This window comes from Pelomonas parva (genome assembly GCF_043555835.1).
Taxonomy (GTDB): Bacteria; Pseudomonadota; Gammaproteobacteria; order Burkholderiales; family Burkholderiaceae_C; genus Pelomonas; species Pelomonas parva.
Window position 1 is genome coordinate 134,452 of the sequence record NZ_JBIGHV010000005.1, and the last position, 15,391, is coordinate 149,842.

14 protein-coding genes are annotated in these 15,391 nt (G+C 66.9%); 9 read left to right on the forward strand and 5 right to left on the reverse strand.

The genetic code is table 11. The features are described 5' to 3' along the window. Nucleotides 1-78: 78 nt before the first annotated feature. The 3 genes from ACG00Y_RS14390 to ACG00Y_RS14400 form a co-directional block, all read right to left on the reverse strand. A complete protein-coding gene (locus tag ACG00Y_RS14390; protein ID WP_394479919.1) occupies nt 79-699 on the reverse strand; it encodes a hypothetical protein in 621 nt (206 codons plus the stop codon). Between the two features lie 120 nt (nt 700-819). Then, complete coding sequence (locus tag ACG00Y_RS14395; protein WP_394479920.1) at nt 820-1,821, reverse strand: HpcH/HpaI aldolase/citrate lyase family protein; 1,002 nt, start codon at nt 1,819-1,821, stop codon at nt 820-822. Between the two features lie 56 nt (nt 1,822-1,877). Beyond that, nucleotides 1,878-2,864 (reverse strand): malate dehydrogenase, encoded by a 987-nt coding sequence (locus tag ACG00Y_RS14400; RefSeq protein ID WP_394479921.1) that lies wholly within the window; start codon nt 2,862-2,864, stop codon nt 1,878-1,880. Nucleotides 2,865-2,958: 94 nt separating this feature from the next. Between ACG00Y_RS14400 and ACG00Y_RS14405 the strand changes: the two genes are divergently transcribed. The 9 genes from ACG00Y_RS14405 to ACG00Y_RS14445 all read left to right on the forward strand — a co-directional run bounded on the left by ACG00Y_RS14405 (nt 2,959) and on the right by ACG00Y_RS14445 (nt 11,039). Further along, nucleotides 2,959-3,687, forward strand: a complete 729-nt coding sequence (locus ACG00Y_RS14405; protein ID WP_394479922.1) for a GntR family transcriptional regulator — start codon at nt 2,959-2,961, stop codon at nt 3,685-3,687. Between the two features lie 94 nt (nt 3,688-3,781). Beyond that, on the forward strand, nt 3,782-4,210 hold the full coding sequence (sdhC, locus tag ACG00Y_RS14410; RefSeq protein ID WP_394479923.1) for a succinate dehydrogenase, cytochrome b556 subunit: 429 nt from the start codon (nt 3,782-3,784) through the stop codon (nt 4,208-4,210). A gap of 14 nt (nt 4,211-4,224) precedes the next feature. Continuing rightward, nucleotides 4,225-4,584: a succinate dehydrogenase, hydrophobic membrane anchor protein gene (gene sdhD, locus ACG00Y_RS14415; RefSeq protein ID WP_394479924.1), complete on the forward strand. Its 360-nt coding sequence runs from the start codon at nt 4,225-4,227 to the stop codon at nt 4,582-4,584. After that, nucleotides 4,584-6,377: a succinate dehydrogenase flavoprotein subunit gene (gene sdhA / locus ACG00Y_RS14420; RefSeq protein WP_394479925.1), complete on the forward strand. Its 1,794-nt coding sequence runs from the start codon at nt 4,584-4,586 to the stop codon at nt 6,375-6,377. Before sdhD ends, sdhA begins: the two co-directional genes overlap by 1 nt. Before the next feature lie 26 nt (nt 6,378-6,403). After that, a complete protein-coding gene (locus ACG00Y_RS14425) occupies nt 6,404-7,105 on the forward strand; it encodes a succinate dehydrogenase iron-sulfur subunit (RefSeq protein ID WP_394479926.1) in 702 nt (233 codons plus the stop codon). Nucleotides 7,106-7,107: 2 nt separating this feature from the next. Beyond that, entirely contained in the window at nt 7,108-7,380 is a 273-nt protein-coding gene (locus ACG00Y_RS14430) for an FAD assembly factor SdhE (RefSeq protein ID WP_394479927.1), read from the forward strand. 33 nt (nt 7,381-7,413) lie between these two features. Further along, entirely contained in the window at nt 7,414-8,724 is a 1,311-nt protein-coding gene (gene gltA / locus ACG00Y_RS14435) for a citrate synthase (protein WP_394479928.1), read from the forward strand. A gap of 60 nt (nt 8,725-8,784) precedes the next feature. Further along, nucleotides 8,785-9,708 (forward strand): ribokinase, encoded by a 924-nt coding sequence (locus ACG00Y_RS14440; protein ID WP_394479929.1) that lies wholly within the window; start codon nt 8,785-8,787, stop codon nt 9,706-9,708. A 20-nt stretch (nt 9,709-9,728) separates the two neighbouring features. After that, on the forward strand, nt 9,729-11,039 hold the full coding sequence (locus ACG00Y_RS14445; protein WP_394479931.1) for a TRZ/ATZ family hydrolase: 1,311 nt from the start codon (nt 9,729-9,731) through the stop codon (nt 11,037-11,039). A gap of 6 nt (nt 11,040-11,045) precedes the next feature. Here the strand turns inward: ACG00Y_RS14445 and ACG00Y_RS14450 are convergent, their stop codons facing one another. After that, on the reverse strand, nt 11,046-11,603 hold the full coding sequence (locus ACG00Y_RS14450; RefSeq protein WP_394479933.1) for a PEP-CTERM sorting domain-containing protein: 558 nt from the start codon (nt 11,601-11,603) through the stop codon (nt 11,046-11,048). Nucleotides 11,604-11,614: 11 nt separating this feature from the next. Next, nucleotides 11,615-15,190, reverse strand: a complete 3,576-nt coding sequence (locus tag ACG00Y_RS14455) for an alpha-1,6-glucosidase domain-containing protein (RefSeq protein WP_394479935.1) — start codon at nt 15,188-15,190, stop codon at nt 11,615-11,617. Between the last annotated feature and the right edge of the window lie 201 nt (nt 15,191-15,391).

The following is a 15,391-nucleotide window of genomic DNA, read 5'->3' on the forward strand; positions in this document are numbered from 1 at the left end:
ACGGGGCGCGGCGACTCAGGTATGCATCGGAAAGTATGCAAACATTCTACATACCTGGGGCGCTTCAAGCCAGATGACTCACTTGCCGGCTGCCGGCGTGATGCCGAGGCTGTTGCGCGCGGTCTCTGCGGCATCGGCTTCCGGGTTGGCCAGCCTGGCGGCGCGGGCCGCTTCCATCAGCTTGACCTGCTCGGGGTGGATGCAGTCGTCCAGCAGGCGCTGGCCGATCTTGGTGTCCAGCAGCATGGACTTGTTGGCGATCTGGATCATCAGCGTGCGGCCGGTCACGTCCTCCAGACGCAGCGCGCCGGTGGACGAGAGCACGGGTTTCATCGTGATGAGCATCTTCTGCCAGGCGACCGTGATGTAGCCGGCCACCTTGGGATGCTTGTCGATATGGACCGAATGCTTGAACTCGCAGGCGTAGTCGCCGAGGTGGGCCCGCTCCGCAGCGGCGAGCTGGGCTTCGTCGGCATCAACCAGGACCGGCTCGGGCGGCGGAGGTGGCGGCGTCTTCTTTGCCTGCACCTGCTTCCTGGCGGTCGACTTGACTGCAGGCTTGGCTGGGACGGGCTTGGCGGCAGCCGTTGCGGCGGGTTTGGTGGCCTGAGGTTTTGCGGCAGGCACCTGGGCCAGCACGGGCAGGGCGGCAGACAGGATCAGGGCAGCGGCGCTGCGGCGAAGCGGGGAAGACTGCATCGAGCGTTGGGGCAAAAGGGGAGGGGATGTGGGCGGCGCATGATGGCCCTGGATCGGCCGCGCCGCCGTGAGCAGATGTAGGTGATTGTCCGGCGCCGGATTTCGCGGGCAGGCCGTGATTTACCCGATGGCTACTGGGAAGAACGCCCGCCGCGCTTCGTCCGGCAGCGCGCGGCCGGTGCGCTCGGCGCGCTCCAGCACGGTCCAGAAATAGCGGTAGCTGGCGCGGTCGTGCAATCGGTCACGGAAGGAGATCGGCGCCCACTGGGCGGCTTGCGCGGCCAGCAACAGCTCGGCGGCCTCCTCTATCTCGTCGGCACCCGGCGCGAAGGCCTCAACGATGGGGCGGATCTGGTCGGGGTGGATGCTCCACATGCGCGTGTAGCCGAAGTCCCGCGCGGCGCGGCGGGCGGCGGCCGACAGCCGTTCGTGGTCGCGGAACTCGGTGACGACGCAGTGCGAAGGCGTCTTGCCGAAGGCGTGTGCAGCGGCCGCGATCTCCAGCTTGGCGCGCACGACCAGCGGGTGCTCGAATTGCCCGGGCAGCTCCATCGCCGTCTTCGGTATCGCGCCACCGTGGGCGGACACGAAGTCCATCAGGCCGAAGGACAGGGATTCGATGCGCGGGTGCGCGGCGATGCGGAAGACCTCGCGCAGCGCGCCGTGCGTCTCGATGAGCACCTGCAGCGGCAGCTTCGGCTGACCGTGGCGTTCGCAGGCCGCGTCGATGGCGGCGGCGGCGCGGTCCACGTCGTCTGCGCTCTCGGGCTTGGGGATCATCAGATAGGCCAGGCGCTGGCCGGCCTTGGCGACGAGCGTGTCCACGTCGGCCTCGAAAGCCGCATGGCCGAACGGATGGACGCGGGCGCCGACGCGGCCGAAGCGGTTCGCGGCGCTGGTCGCCAGCTCGGCGATCAGCAGCGCGTGCTCGGCCTCGCCGCCGACCGGGGCGCCGTCCTCGGCGTCCAGCGTGATGTCGAAGACGGGGCCCAGCTCGGCCTGCAGCGCCAGGCTCTTGCGCATGCGGGCTTCGACGCCGCAGTAGTGGTCGACGACGGGCAGCGTGGCGCGCGGCGTGTCATGGCCGAACAAGGCCTGGTGGGGGTGGAGGAGGTTGGTCATCGGCAATGAAAAAGGGCCGGCAAGCCGGCCCTTCTCGGGTGGGACGTTGGCCGTGATTACAGCAGGTGCTTGACGCCGTCCTGCTCGTCCGTCAGTTCCTTCAGCGTCTTGTTGATGCACTCCTGCGAGAAGGCGTCGATCTCGATGCCCTGGACGATCTTGTACTCGCCACCTTCGCAGGTGACGGGGTAGCCGAACATGACTTCCTTGGGGATGCCGTATTCGCCGCCCGACGGGATGCCCATCGTCACCCACTTGCCGTTGGTGCCCAGGGCCCAGTCGCGCATATGGTCGATGGCGGCATTGGCAGCCGACGCCGCCGAGGACAGGCCGCGCGCGGCAATGATGGCCGCGCCGCGCTTGCCGACGGTGGGCAGGAACACTTCACGGTTCCACTGCTCGTCGTTGATCAGTTCCTTCACCGACTGGCCGTCGATGGTGGCGTTGCGGTAGTCGGCGTACATCGTCGGCGAGTGGTTGCCCCACACGGCCAGCTTCTCGATGGCGGCCACGGCCTTGCCGGTCTTGGCAGCCAGTTGCGAAGCGGCGCGGTTGTGGTCCAGGCGCAGCATGGCGGTGAAGTTCTTGGCCGGCAGGTCAGGCGCCGACTTCATCGCGATGTAGGCGTTGGTGTTGGCGGGGTTGCCCACCACCAGCACCTTGACGTTGCGCGAGGCCACGGCGTTGAGCGCCTTGCCCTGCGTCGTGAAGATGGCGCCGTTGATGGACAGCAGCTCGGCGCGTTCCATGCCGGGGCCGCGCGGGCGCGAGCCCACCAGCAGCGCGTAGTCGGTGTCCTTGAAGGCGGTCATCGGGTCGCTGTGCGCTTCGATGCCGGCCAGCAGCGGGAAGGCGCAGTCTTCGAGTTCCATGATGACGCCCTTCAGAGCGTTCTGAGCCTTCTCGTCCGGGATCTCCAGCAACTGCAGGATGACGGGCTGGTCCTTGCCCAGCATCTCGCCGGAGGCGATGCGGAACAGCAGGGCGTAGCCGATCTGGCCGGCAGCGCCGGTGACGGCGACGCGAACGGGTTTCTTGCTCATGAAAATCTCCGAAGGGGCAGTTGAAAAAGCTGGCTCGGGCATGCTGCCCTGAACCTGGCAAGTGTAGGGGCAGACCCTGTGCTGCAATGCGCCGATGCCCTCCGTTAAGCCCCGGCCGCCCGCGCCTCTCTACGAACAAATCCGCCAGCTGATCGTCGCGGCGCTGGCCGCCGGCGAATGGCGGCCGGGCGATGCGCTGCCCAGCGAGGCGGCGCTCGCGGCACGCTTCGGCGCCAGTGCCGGCACGGTGCGGCGGGCGCTTGACGAGCTGACGGCGGCCAACATCGTCGAGCGCCGCCAGGGAAGCGGCACCTTCGTGGCCACGCATGCAGCGCCGCGCCAGCAGTTCCGCTTCCTGCGCCTGGTGGCCGACGACGAGGCGCGCGGCTTCACGCGCGAGTTGCTGAGCTGTCGCCGCTTGCGAGCCACGGCCGACATCGCCCGCGCGCTGGGCCTGCGCACGTCCGAGCCCGTCATCGAAGTCCGCCGGCTGTTGCATCGGCGTGAACGACCCGTCGTGCTTGATGAACTCTGGCTTCCCGAAAGGCATTTCGAAGGCTTGAGCGCAGAAGTGATTGCGGCGCATCCGGGCACGCTCTACGCGCTGTTCGAGTCTCGCTTCGGTGTCCACATGGTGCGGGCCGAGGAGAAGCTGCGCGCCGTGGCGGCGACGCCCGAAGCCGCAGCGCTGCTGCGTGTCCCGCTCGCAGAGCCGCTGCTCAGCGTCGAGCGGCTGGCCTACACCTACGGCGATCGCCCGGTGGAATTGCGGCGCGGCCTCTACCACACCAGCGCGGATCATTACCTCAACGAGTTGAACTGAAACTGACGATGACGCAGTGCAGCAAGTGCAATGGTCGGGTTAACGCATGGCCCTAGAATCGTTTGGTTTCACCCCGATTACGTAGGCTTCGACCATGACGGACAGTGCAAAGACAAGACCCGTATACCGAAATATTCACGTCACTCAGATCCTGTCCTACCGCCTGCCTCCCGCCGGCATCGTCTCGATCCTCCATCGCGTCAGCGGCGTGCTGATGTTCGTCCTGCTGCCCTTCGTGGTGTGGATGCTGGATGCGAGCCTGACGTCTGAGATCTCCTACGACGGCTTCACCAATGTGTTCGTGGCGGGCGTTGCCGGCCTGCCCGCATGGTTCGTCAAGCTCGTCACGCTGGGCCTGCTGTGGGCCTACCTGCTGCACTTCATCGCCGGCGTTCGCCACGTCTGGATGGACGTGACGCACAGCGTCAGCAAGGCGCAGGGGCACAGCTCCGCACTCGTCACGCTGGTCCTCAGCACGCTGCTGACGCTGCTGCTCGGCGCCAAGCTGTTCGGCCTGTACTGAGAAAGGACAACAACATGAGTACTTTCGGCTCCAAGCGCATCGTCGTCGGCGCGCACTACGGCCTGCGTGACTGGCTGGCCCAGCGCGTCACCGCCGTGCTGATGGCTTTGTTCACCATCGCCGTGCTGGCCCGTTTCCTGATGCCCGGCGAACTGGGCTACGACCACTGGTACGGCGTGTTCGCGCCGCAGTGGATGAAGGTGCTGACCTTCGTGGCCATCTTCTCGTTGGCCTACCACGCCTGGGTCGGCGTGCGCGACGTGCTGATGGACTACGTGAAGCCGGTCGGCATCCGACTGGTGCTGCAGGTGTTTTCTATCGTGTGGCTGCTCGGCTGTGCCGGCTGGGCGATCCAGGTGTTGTGGAGACTTTGATGACGACGGCAAAGATTTCGACCCGCAAGTTCGACGTGGTCATCGTCGGGGCCGGTGGCTCCGGTATGCGCGCCTCGCTGCAGCTGGCGCTGGCCGGCCTGAACGTGGCCGTGCTGTCCAAGGTCTTCCCGACCCGCTCGCACACCGTCGCTGCCCAAGGCGGCATCGGCGCGTCCCTGGGCAACATGTCCGAGGACAACTGGCACTATCACTTCTTCGACACCGTCAAGGGGTCGGACTGGCTGGGCGACCAGGACGCCATCGAGTTCATGTGCCGCGAGGCGCCCAAGGTCGTCTACGAGCTTGAGCACTTCGGCATGCCGTTCGACCGCAATGCCGACGGCACGATCTACCAGCGTCCGTTCGGCGGCCACACCGCAAACTACGGCGAGAAGCCCGTGCAGCGCGCCTGCGCCGCGGCCGACCGCACTGGCCACGCGATGCTGCACACGCTGTACCAGCAGAACGTCAAGGCGCGCACGCAGTTCTTCGTCGAATGGATGGCGCTGGACCTGATCCGCGACGCCGAGGGCGACGTGGTCGGCGTGACCGCGCTGGAGATGGAGACCGGCGAGGTCCACATCCTGCAAGGCAAGACCGTGCTGCTGGCCACCGGCGGCGCCGGGCGCATCTTTGCGGCCAGCACCAATGCCTTCATCAACACCGGTGACGGCCTGGGCATGGCGGCGCGTGCCGGCATTCCGCTGGAAGACATGGAGTTCTGGCAGTTCCACCCCACCGGCGTGCACAACGCCGGCGTGCTGCTGACCGAAGGCTGCCGTGGCGAAGGCGCCATCCTGCGCAATGCCAACGGCGAGCGCTTCATGGAGCGCTATGCGCCCACGCTGAAGGACCTGGCGCCGCGCGACTTCGTGTCGCGCTGCATGGATCAGGAGATCAAGGAAGGCCGAGGCTGTGGTCCCAACAAGGACTACATCAACCTCGACATGACCCACCTGGGTGGCGACACCATCGCCAAGCGCTTGCCCTCGGTGCTGGAGATCGGCCACAACTTCGCCAACGTCGACATCACGAAGGAACCCATCCCCGTGGTGCCGACAATCCACTACCAGATGGGTGGAATTCCCACCAACATCCACGGCCAGGTGGTGGTGCCCAAGGACGGCAAGCCCAACGAGATCATCAACGGCTTGTACGCGGTGGGTGAATGCGCCTGCGTCAGCGTGCACGGCGCCAACCGGCTGGGCACCAACTCGCTGCTGGACCTGCTGGTCTTCGGCCGTGCGGCCGGCAACCACCTGGTGGCGGCGAACCTGGGCAAGCAGTCGCACAAGACGTTGCCGGCCGACGCGGCCGACCGTTCGCTGGCCCGCCTGGCGCGCCTGGACGGCAGCAGCAGCGGCGAGTACGCGCAGGACGTGGCCAACGACTTACGCGCCGCGATGCAGCAGCACGCCGGTGTGTTCCGCACCCAGGCCATGCTCAACGAAGGCGTGAGCAAAATCGCCGCGATTGCCGAGCGGGTCAGGAACATCACGCTGAAGGACAAGTCCAAGGTCTTCAACACGGCGCGCATCGAGGCGCTGGAAGTGGAGAACCTGATCGAGGCGGCACAGGCCACCATCGTCTCGGCGGCAGCCCGCACCGAGAGCCGCGGCGCCCACACCGTCAACGACTACGGCGACACGCCGGCCCACCCCAATGGCCGTAACGACGAGCAGTGGATGAAGCACACGCTGTGGTACTCCGAGGGCAACCGGTTGGACTACAAGCCGGTCAACCTCAAGCCGCTCACCGTGGACTCGATTCCCCCGAAAGTCCGGACCTTCTGACGGCTCGCCGCCAAGGACACTGAATCATGAAGCGCACTTTTCAGATTTACCGTTACGACCCGGACAAGGACGCCAAGCCCTACATGCAGACCCTCGAGGTCGAGCTGGACGGCTCCGAGCGCATGCTGCTGGACGCCTTGAACAAGCTCAAGGCCGTTGACCCCAGCCTGTCCTTCCGCCGCTCCTGCCGCGAAGGCGTCTGCGGTTCGGACGCGATGAACATCAACGGCAAGAACGGCCTGGCCTGCTTGACGAACATGCGCACGCTGCCGGGAACCGTGGTGCTCAAGCCGCTGCCGGGCCTGCCCGTCGTGCGCGACCTGATCGTCGACATGACGCAGTTCTTCAAGCAGTACAACTCGATCAAGCCCTACCTCGTCAACGACAACATCCCGCCCGAGACCGAGCGGCTGCAGTCGCCCGAGGAGCGCGATGAGCTGAACGGCCTGTACGAGTGCATCCTGTGCGCGAGCTGCTCCACGAGCTGCCCGAGCTTCTGGTGGAACCCGGACAAGTTCGTCGGCCCGGCCGGCCTGTTGCAGGCTTATCGATTCATCGCTGACAGCCGCGACGAAGCCACCGCCGAGCGCCTGGACAACCTGGAAGATCCGTACCGCCTGTTCCGCTGCCACACCATCATGAACTGCGTGGACGTCTGCCCGAAGGGGCTGAACCCCACGAAGGCCATCGGCAAGATCAAGGAATTGATGGTCCGCCGCGCGGTCTGACGATGGTTGAAGCAGCCGAGGCCTTGATCGACGAACGCGCGCTCTCCAAGCTGCGTTGGCGCTGCCGACGGGGCCTGCTTGAGAACGACATCCTCATCGAACGCTTCTTCAACCGTCATCCCGATGGCATCAGTGCCACCCTCGCTGAGGGTCTGACCGCGCTGATGGACCTGGCCGACAACGACCTTCTCGACCTGTTACTGCGCCGCAAGGAACCCAGTGGTGAAATCGACACTGCTGCGGTGCACAAAGTTCTCGCCGAACTGCGCACCTGATCCGTTTTTCAAAGCCTCCCAAAGGACTGCACCATGACCCCGTCCGACGTGAAAGCCACCCTGTCGTTCTCCGACGGCAGCCCCTCGATGGACCTGCCGCTCTACAAGGGCAGCATCGGCCCGGATGTCATCGACATCCGCAAGCTATACGCCCAGACCGGCAAGTTCACCTACGACCCCGGCTTCCTGTCGACGGCCTCGTGCAACTCCACGATCACCTACATCGACGGCGACAAGGGCGAGCTGCTGTACCGCGGCTACCCCATCGAGCAACTCGCGGTGAACTGCGACTACCTCGAGACCTGCTACCTGCTGCTGTACGGAGAGCTGCCGAACGAGAGCCAGAAGGCCGACTTCGAAAGCCGCGTCATGCACCACACGATGGTGAATGAGCAGATGCAGTTCTTCCTGCGCGGCTTCCGCCGCGACGCTCACCCGATGGCCGTTATGACGGGCCTGGTGGGTGCGATGTCCTCGTTCTATCACGACAGCACGGACATCAATAACCCCGAGCACCGCGAGATCTCGGCTATCCGCCTGATCGCCAAGATGCCCACGCTCGTGGCCATGGCCTACAAGTACACCATCGGCCAGCCCTACATCTACCCGCAGAACAACCTGAGCTACGCCGGCAACTTCATGCGCATGATGTTTGCCACGCCCTGCGAGGACTACAGCCCCAACCCGGTGCTGGTGCGGGCGATGGATCGCATCTTCACGCTGCATGCCGACCACGAGCAGAACGCGTCGACCTCGACCGTTCGCCTGTGCGGCTCGTCGGGCACCAACCCGTTTGCGGCCATCGCGGCCGGCGTGGCCTGCCTGTGGGGCCCCGCTCACGGTGGCGCCAACGAGGCCTGCCTGAACATGCTGGGCGACATCCAGAAGCAGGGCGGCGTGGCCCGCATCGGCGACTTCGTCAGCAAGGTCAAGGACAAGAACTCCGGCGTCAAGCTGATGGGCTTCGGTCACCGTGTCTACAAGAACTACGACCCGCGCGCCAAGCTGATGCGCGAGACCTGCCACGAGGTGCTCAACGAGCTGGGCCTGCAGAACGACCCGCTGTTCGAGCTGGCGATGAAGCTGGAGAAGATCGCGCTGGAGGACGAGTACTTCGTCGCCCGCAAGCTCTACCCGAACGTCGACTTCTACTCGGGCATCGTTCAGCGCGCCATCGGCATCCCGGTGCCGCTGTTCACGGCCATCTTCGCGCTGGCCCGCACGGTCGGCTGGATCGCCCAGCTCAATGAGATGATCGGCGACCCCGAGTACAAGATCGGCCGCCCGCGCCAGCTGTTCGTCGGCGCCACGCCGCGCGACGTCAAGCCCATCGCCCAGCGCTGATCGGCTCACGCGCACTGCGAACCCCTCGGCTTCCCGAGGGGTTTTTTGTTTGGAAACTTGATGTCCGCACCTGAGATCCTCGTCCTCGGCAGCGTCAATCGCGACCTCATCGTCCATGCACCTCGCCTGCCGCTGCCAGGTGAGACGCTGCGCGGCCAGCGCTTCGGCTCCTGCCTGGGCGGCAAGGGGGCCAACCAGGCGGTGGCTGCGTCGCGGCTCGGGGCGCGTGTGGCGCTGGCGGCGCGCGTCGGTCTGCTGGAGAACGGCGCGGCGATGGTGGCGCAGCTCCAGGGCGAGGGTGTCGACACGCGTGCCATCGCCCAGCCGGCTGACGAGGTGCCGGGTGTTGCCCTCATCGTCGTCGGCGCAGAGGATGCCGAGAACCAGATCGTCACCGTTGCCGGCTCCAACGGCACGCTGCCGCTGGCGCAGGTCGAGGCCCTGGAGCTGACAGGCCTGCGCTGGCTGATCGCTCAGCAGGAGCTGCCGCTGCAGAGCATCGCGCGCGCGTTCGAGCGCGCCCGCGCGGCCGGCGTGAAGACGCTGCTGAACGCCGCGCCCTACCGCCCCGGCTGCGAGGCGCTGCTGCCGCTGGTGGACCTGCTGGTGGTCAACGAGCTCGAAGCCCAGGCCTTGGTGACCACGCTGGGCGGCGGCGTCGCCGAGCCCGAGGTGCTGGCCCAGGCGCTGCGCGCCAAGGGACCGGCTGCGGTGCTGGTGTCGCTGGGCGCCGAGGGCCTGTGCTGGGTCGACGATGAAGGCATACGCCGCGTGCCGGCGCGGCAAGTCAAGGCGGTCGACACGGTGGGTGCTGGCGATACCCTCGTCGGTGCCCTCGTCACCGCGCTGGCCGAGGGCCAGACCATCGAAAAAGCGCTGACTTTTGCCCAAGCCGCAGCGGCGCTCGCGGTGTCCCGCCCCGGCGTGCAGGACGCCATGCCGCGCCGCGACGAAGTCGAGCAACTGCTCGCGCAAACCCACTGAATCTCACAAGGAGAAGAGCCATGTCCCAGACCCTGCTGCTGCCCCGCTGGCTGCTGACGATGAAGCCCGGCGAGCCCGTGCTGGACAACCACGCGCTGCTGATGGACGGCGAGCGCATTGCCGCCGTCGGCCCGCGCGCCGAGCTGCTGGCCCAGTACCCGCAAGCCGAGCGCGTCGAGCTGCCCGAGCAGATCCTCATCCCCGGCCTCATCAACGGTCATGCGCACTCGGCGATGACGCTGCTGCGCGGCGTCGCCGACGACGTGCCGCTGATGGACTGGCTGCAGAACCACATCTGGCCGCTGGAGAAGAAGTGGGTCAGCGAGGACTGGACCTACCTCGGCAGCAAGCTGGCCGCCGCCGAAGGCCTGCGCAGCGGCACGACCTACATCAACGACATGTATTTCTTCCCGACCGCGATGGCCCGTGCCGCCGTGGACTCGGGCGTGCGCGCCGCCGTGTCGATGAACGTCATCGATTTCCCCACTGGCTATGCCTCCGGCCCCGATGACTACATCGCCAAGGGCATCGCCGCCTACGAGCAGTACAAGGGCGAGAGCTTGCTTGACTGGACCAGCGCGCCGCATGCGCCGTACACGGTGTCCGACGAGACCTTCATCAAGCTGCGCGACCTGGCCGAGAAGCTCGACATCCAGATGCACTGCCACATCCACGAGACGGCGGGCGAGGTCGAGGACGGCATCAAGGCGCATGGCGTTCGTCCCATCGAGCGGCTGGACAAGCTGGGCCTGTTCAACGAACGCATGATCGCTGTGCACATGGTTCACCTGAACGAGGCCGAGATCGAGCTGATGGCGAAGAAGGGCGTGCACCTGGTGCACAACCCGAATTCCAACCTGAAGCTGGCCTCGGGCGTCATGCCGTTGAAGGCCCTGGAAGCGGCCGGCGTCAACACCATCCTTGGCACCGACGGCGCCGCGTCCAACAACCGGCTGGACATGTTCGGCGAGATCCGCTCGGCCGCACTGCTGGCCAAGGGCATCACAGGCGACCCGACCGTGGCGTCAGCGCGCACCGCGCTTGAGATGGCGACGATCCGTGCTGCCAAGGCCATGGGCCGGGGCGACGACCTGGGCTCGCTCGAGGTCGGCAAGCTGGCCGACGTGGTGGCCGTGTCGCTGGACAGCATCGAGTGCCAGCCGGTCTACAACGCCGCCGCGCAGCTCGTCTACGTGGCAGGGCGCGAGCAGGTCAGCAACGTCTGGGTCGGCGGCCGCCAGGTGCTGCGTGAACGCCAGCCGACGACCATCGACGTGCCGGCGCTGCTGGCCGAGGTGCGCGATGTCGTCGGCCGCATGCAGGCGGGCTGAAGGGTTTCAGCGCGCCGTTGACGCGCGGCGCAGGCGCAGGCGGACCAGGCCCAGGCCCAGCAGCGCGAGTGCCGCGCTGCCCGGCTCCGGCACGGCGGCGGCCGTCACGTCGAAGGTCAGTGTGCCGCTGGCCCATTGGCCTTCGACGACGCCGTTGGCGAAGTCCTTGGTGTATTCGCTGAACTCGAGGCGCAGCAGGCCGTCGGCGCCCACGCTCAGGCCCAGGCCGGTCAGGTCCGCCGAGCCGGTGTAGCTGCCGGCGCCGCTGAAGCCATCGATCACGTCGGGCGCGAGATCAAAGGCGTCCAGCCCGCTGGAACTGCCGAAGCTGACCAGCATGTCGAACAGGCTGCTGGGTGCCGTGGCGTTCAGCGTGACGTTCCAGTCCAGCGAGTTCAGCACCGCGTTGGCACCGATGTCGATGAGCCAGACGGTGTTGCCCGCCTCGCCGAACTGATTGATGCTCTTCGCGCCGCTGACGTCGATGACGACCGGCGTGGCCTGGGTGGCGAGGCTGGCAAGACCGAGGGCGGCCGCTGCGGCGAGTTGCTTGAAGGTGTTCATGGCTTGGGTTCTCAGTTGGATGCGGCAGGGCGCGCGACGAAGACGACCGCCGTGCGGGCCGGCACGTTGAAGCTGCCGGTCGTGCGGTCGAAGGTGGCGGCAAGGGCGCGCTGGTCGGCGGTATGCGCCGGGTGCAGTTCCAGCGCGTGGCCGGCCAGCGTCGGGAAGTTCAGCTGCTTGGCCGTCTTGTCGACGTTGATCAGGTAGACCAGTTCATCGAAGTTGGCGCCGGGATAGCCGACACCGTTCAGTCGACCCACCAGCACCGTGGGCTCCTGCGCCGAGCCGGTGTTGAGGAACGTCAGCCGGGCCTTGATGTCCTCGGCCGTGCGCAGGCGCAGCAGCGTCGTGCTCTTGCGAATCTTCAGCAGGTCGCGGAAGGCGTCGCGCGTCCAGGCGATATCGTTCGCATGCGGCTTGATCAACGGGTTGGCCAGCAGCGGGCGGGCCAGCGCCCAGTTGTCGGCGTTGTCGCGCGCGGGTGGCAGGCCGGCGCCGAAGCCGTTGTCCGCATACGTCCAGTCCAGCCGGTTGAACCAGTCGCCGCTGTCGTAGCTGTTCTTGTCGAGCGACTTGCTGCGCAGCGTCTCCGTGCCGGCATGGAAGTAAGCCACGCCCTGGCTGAAGGCATTGATGGCATTGGCCAGGATCTGCACGCGGGCGCGGTCTTCCTTGCTGGTGCCCGTTGGCAGGCGGAAGGCGTTGTTGTCGAACAGGGTCAGGTTGTCGTGGTTCTCCACGTAGTTGACGACCTCGCCCGGCTCCAGCACCCAGCCGGCCGGGATGCCGCCCACGTCGATCTGGTCCAGCCGCAGCGTCGCGTCCCAGCTCGTCTGCATCTGGAAGCTGCGGATGGAGCCGGCCAGCGACGCCTTCAGACGGTCGGCAAACCACATCAGCTCACCGCGGCTCTGGCCGGAGGCGCTGGCGTTGGGGTCGTAGAAGAAGCCGTTGACATAGCCCTGGTTGGCCACCAGCGCGTTGCCGCTGTCGCAGCATCCGCCGCCGCGCACCGCGTCGCGGATCAGCGGGTTGAAGCTGCCGATGCCCGAGCCGTTCAGCGACAGCATCTCGGCCTGCACGAAGCGCGCGCCGTTGGCGACCTCGCCGAAGTTCCAGCCCTCGCCGACGATCTGCACCGCGCGGCCGGCGGCGGCCTCGATGCGGGCCTTCAGCGCCTCGATGACCGCCCTTGGGTGGTGGCCCATGATGTCGAAGCGCAGCGAGCTGATGCGGTAGTCGCGCACCCAGGTCACGGCCGAGTCGATCATCAGCTTGGCCATCATCAGGTTTTCTGATGCGGTGTTCTCGCAGCAGGTGGAGCGCTCGATGCCGCCCGTGGCGTTGTAGCGGAAGTAATAGCCCGGCACGACCTTGTCAAGCACCGAGGTGGCGTTCTGACCGGACGAGGTGGTGTGGTTGTAGACCACGTCCATGCCCACGCGCAGGCCGGCCTTGTTGAGCGCCTGCACCATCTGGCGGAACTCGACGACGCGGGCCAGCGGGTTGGCGGCCGTGCTGGCGTAGGCGCCATCGGGCGTCGTGAAGTGGTGCGGGTCGTAGCCCCAGTTGAAGCAGTCGCTGCCGGCGGTGGCGGCCACGGTGGCCTGTTGCGATTCGCTGTCGGCGGCGCCGCTCGGTGAAGGCGTTACGCAGCTCTTCTCGTTGACGCTGGCGATGTCGAACACCGGCAGCAGGTGCACGTCCGTCAGGCCGGCGGCGGCGAGCGCCGTGAGGTGCTTCATGCCGTTGGACTGGCTTTCCGCAAACGCCAGGTACTTGCCGCGCCGCGCGGCGGGCACGGTGGCGTCGTTGATCGAGAAGTCACGCACGTGCAGCTCGTAGATGCTCAGGTCCGTTGGCGCCATCACCGTTGCGGGCGGCGCGCCGGCGTCCCAGCCGGCCGGCTTGGTGACGGCGGCGTTCAGGTCCATGACAACGCTCTGCTGGCCGCCCAGGCTCAGGCCCAGCGAATAGGGGTCGGTGACGAGGTTCTTCACCAGGCCCGTGCCGCGCACGAAGACCTGCACCTGGTAGCGGTAGGTCGCACCCTGCAGGCTGCCGAGCTTGGTCAGGCGCCACACGCCGGTGGCGGCGTCGCGGGTCATGGGTTCGGTGGTCGTGCGGGTCAGCGGCGAGCCGGCGATCGGCGTCGTCAGCATCAGCGACACGGCCTGCGCGGTCGGCGCCCAGAGCTTGAAGCTGGTGTTGCCTCCCGCGACGACGGCGCCCAGGTCGGGCACGTTGTTGGCGGCGGCGTAGAGGTCGTCCAGCGCGCCGGCGATCTGCGTGGCCGTGGCGTTCTGAACCTTGCCGTTGGCGTCCTGCTGCACCAGCACGAGCTGCTTCTGGTGCAGGGCGGGCAAGGCGGCCAGGTCGGCGGCGCGCACGTTGAAGACGGCGCCGTTGCCGACGTATTTGAAGCGCAGCGCATCGGCCGCCGGCACGGTGCCGGTGAAGGCGTCCAGCGTGATGAAGCCGTCGGCGCCCTGCACCGGCGCATCGGCGGCGACGCTGATCTGGCCGGTGGCCGAGTGGTAGAGCCGCACAGTGCCCGAGGCGGTCATGCGCGGCCACTTGACGAGGCGTTTGTTCAGCCAGATGGCGCGGGCGTCGGTGCTGGACACCTGACGCAGGTCCGGCGGCGCGGTGTAGACGGTGGCGTCCCGCTCCACCAGCCAGATGTGGGCGACCTGGTTCTGGATGGTCAGCGCGCTGAACTCGACGCGGATGTTGTTGTCGCGGCCGTCCTTGTCGTTCTCGTTGGGCGACAGGCCGTGGATGATGAATTCCAGCGCCTTGCGGTTCACGTCGCCCTGCGGGTTCAGCACGGGGATGTCGAAGACGACCTCGCCGTTGCCCGTCGCGTAGCCGGGCATCGCGCTCAGCGGCACCGGCTGGCCCCAGTTGTCGATCTGCACGCCGGCCGGCAAAGCGGCCGTGTCCAGCCCGCTGCCATTCCACAGGTGCAGGCCCCAGTTTGCGTAGCCGGCGTCGAAGCGCTTGTAGTGCACGCGCACGGTCTTGATGTCCGGCGCGGGCAGCAGCAGCGGGTTGCTTGTGTAGTTGGTGCTGTCGCCCTGCAGCCGCCAGATCTCGTTGGCACCGGCCTGCAGCACATAGCTCTGGTCGGCGCCGCCGTTGTCCTTGTTGTCGCCGTTGTGCAGCAGGAAGCCAACCGAGCCGCTGGTCGCGGCCAGCGGCACGTCGTAGTAGACGCCGAAGTCGTCGCTGCCGGCGGCGTTCCAGCCCTCGTTCCAGTTCGGGCTTTGCGCGGCGTTCCAGCTGTGGATCTGCCAGCCGGTGTGGTTGCCGTCGGCGCGGCGGTAGTGCACGCGCAGCGACGTGGCCGGCTCGGCGGGTGTGGCCACTGCGGCGATCCTGGCGCGCGGCAGGGCGACTGCGGGCACGCCGGCCAGCAGCTCGACCCCGCTTTCGTCTGGCGCCGCAGCGCTGACGCTGCTCGTGGGCGCCTGGGGGGCCTCCGCGCCGCCGCCGCAGGCCGCCAGCAGCCCGCCCATGCCCAGCGCCAGCGCGCCCATCACCCGTCGCGCCTGCCGCGCGAAACCGTCTGCCCATGCCTTCATGCCAGCCACTCCTTGGAAGTGGGCGGATGCTATTGGAGTAAAACTACATCAGGAAGTTGGTGGAATCCCGGTGTGTCCTGCGGATTTATCGTGCGCTATTCCATGAGATCAGCCTGAAATGACCAAGGATTCTGATTTGAATGTAGTTTTGCTTCTTTGTTTTGCGGGTGATTTCAGGTGGCTCAAGTGCCAGGCAGCGGA

Coding starts and splice junctions, on each gene's coding strand:
- ACG00Y_RS14440 (WP_394479929.1), top strand. CDS start 8,785: ATGTCCGCACCTGAGATCCTCGTCCTCGGCAGCGTCAATCGCGACCTC.
- sdhA (WP_394479925.1), top strand. CDS start 4,584: ATGACGACGGCAAAGATTTCGACCCGCAAGTTCGACGTGGTCATCGTC.
- ACG00Y_RS14450 (WP_394479933.1), bottom strand. CDS start 11,603: ATGAACACCTTCAAGCAACTCGCCGCAGCGGCCGCCCTCGGTCTTGCC.
- ACG00Y_RS14425 (WP_394479926.1), top strand. CDS start 6,404: ATGAAGCGCACTTTTCAGATTTACCGTTACGACCCGGACAAGGACGCC.
- ACG00Y_RS14430 (WP_394479927.1), top strand. CDS start 7,108: ATGGTTGAAGCAGCCGAGGCCTTGATCGACGAACGCGCGCTCTCCAAG.
- sdhC (WP_394479923.1), top strand. CDS start 3,782: ATGACGGACAGTGCAAAGACAAGACCCGTATACCGAAATATTCACGTC.
- sdhD (WP_394479924.1), top strand. CDS start 4,225: ATGAGTACTTTCGGCTCCAAGCGCATCGTCGTCGGCGCGCACTACGGC.
- ACG00Y_RS14400 (WP_394479921.1), bottom strand. CDS start 2,864: ATGAGCAAGAAACCCGTTCGCGTCGCCGTCACCGGCGCTGCCGGCCAG.
- gltA (WP_394479928.1), top strand. CDS start 7,414: ATGACCCCGTCCGACGTGAAAGCCACCCTGTCGTTCTCCGACGGCAGC.
- ACG00Y_RS14395 (WP_394479920.1), bottom strand. CDS start 1,821: ATGACCAACCTCCTCCACCCCCACCAGGCCTTGTTCGGCCATGACACG.
- ACG00Y_RS14405 (WP_394479922.1), top strand. CDS start 2,959: ATGCCCTCCGTTAAGCCCCGGCCGCCCGCGCCTCTCTACGAACAAATC.
- ACG00Y_RS14455 (WP_394479935.1), bottom strand. CDS start 15,190: ATGAAGGCATGGGCAGACGGTTTCGCGCGGCAGGCGCGACGGGTGATG.
- ACG00Y_RS14390 (WP_394479919.1), bottom strand. CDS start 699: ATGCAGTCTTCCCCGCTTCGCCGCAGCGCCGCTGCCCTGATCCTGTCT.
- ACG00Y_RS14445 (WP_394479931.1), top strand. CDS start 9,729: ATGTCCCAGACCCTGCTGCTGCCCCGCTGGCTGCTGACGATGAAGCCC.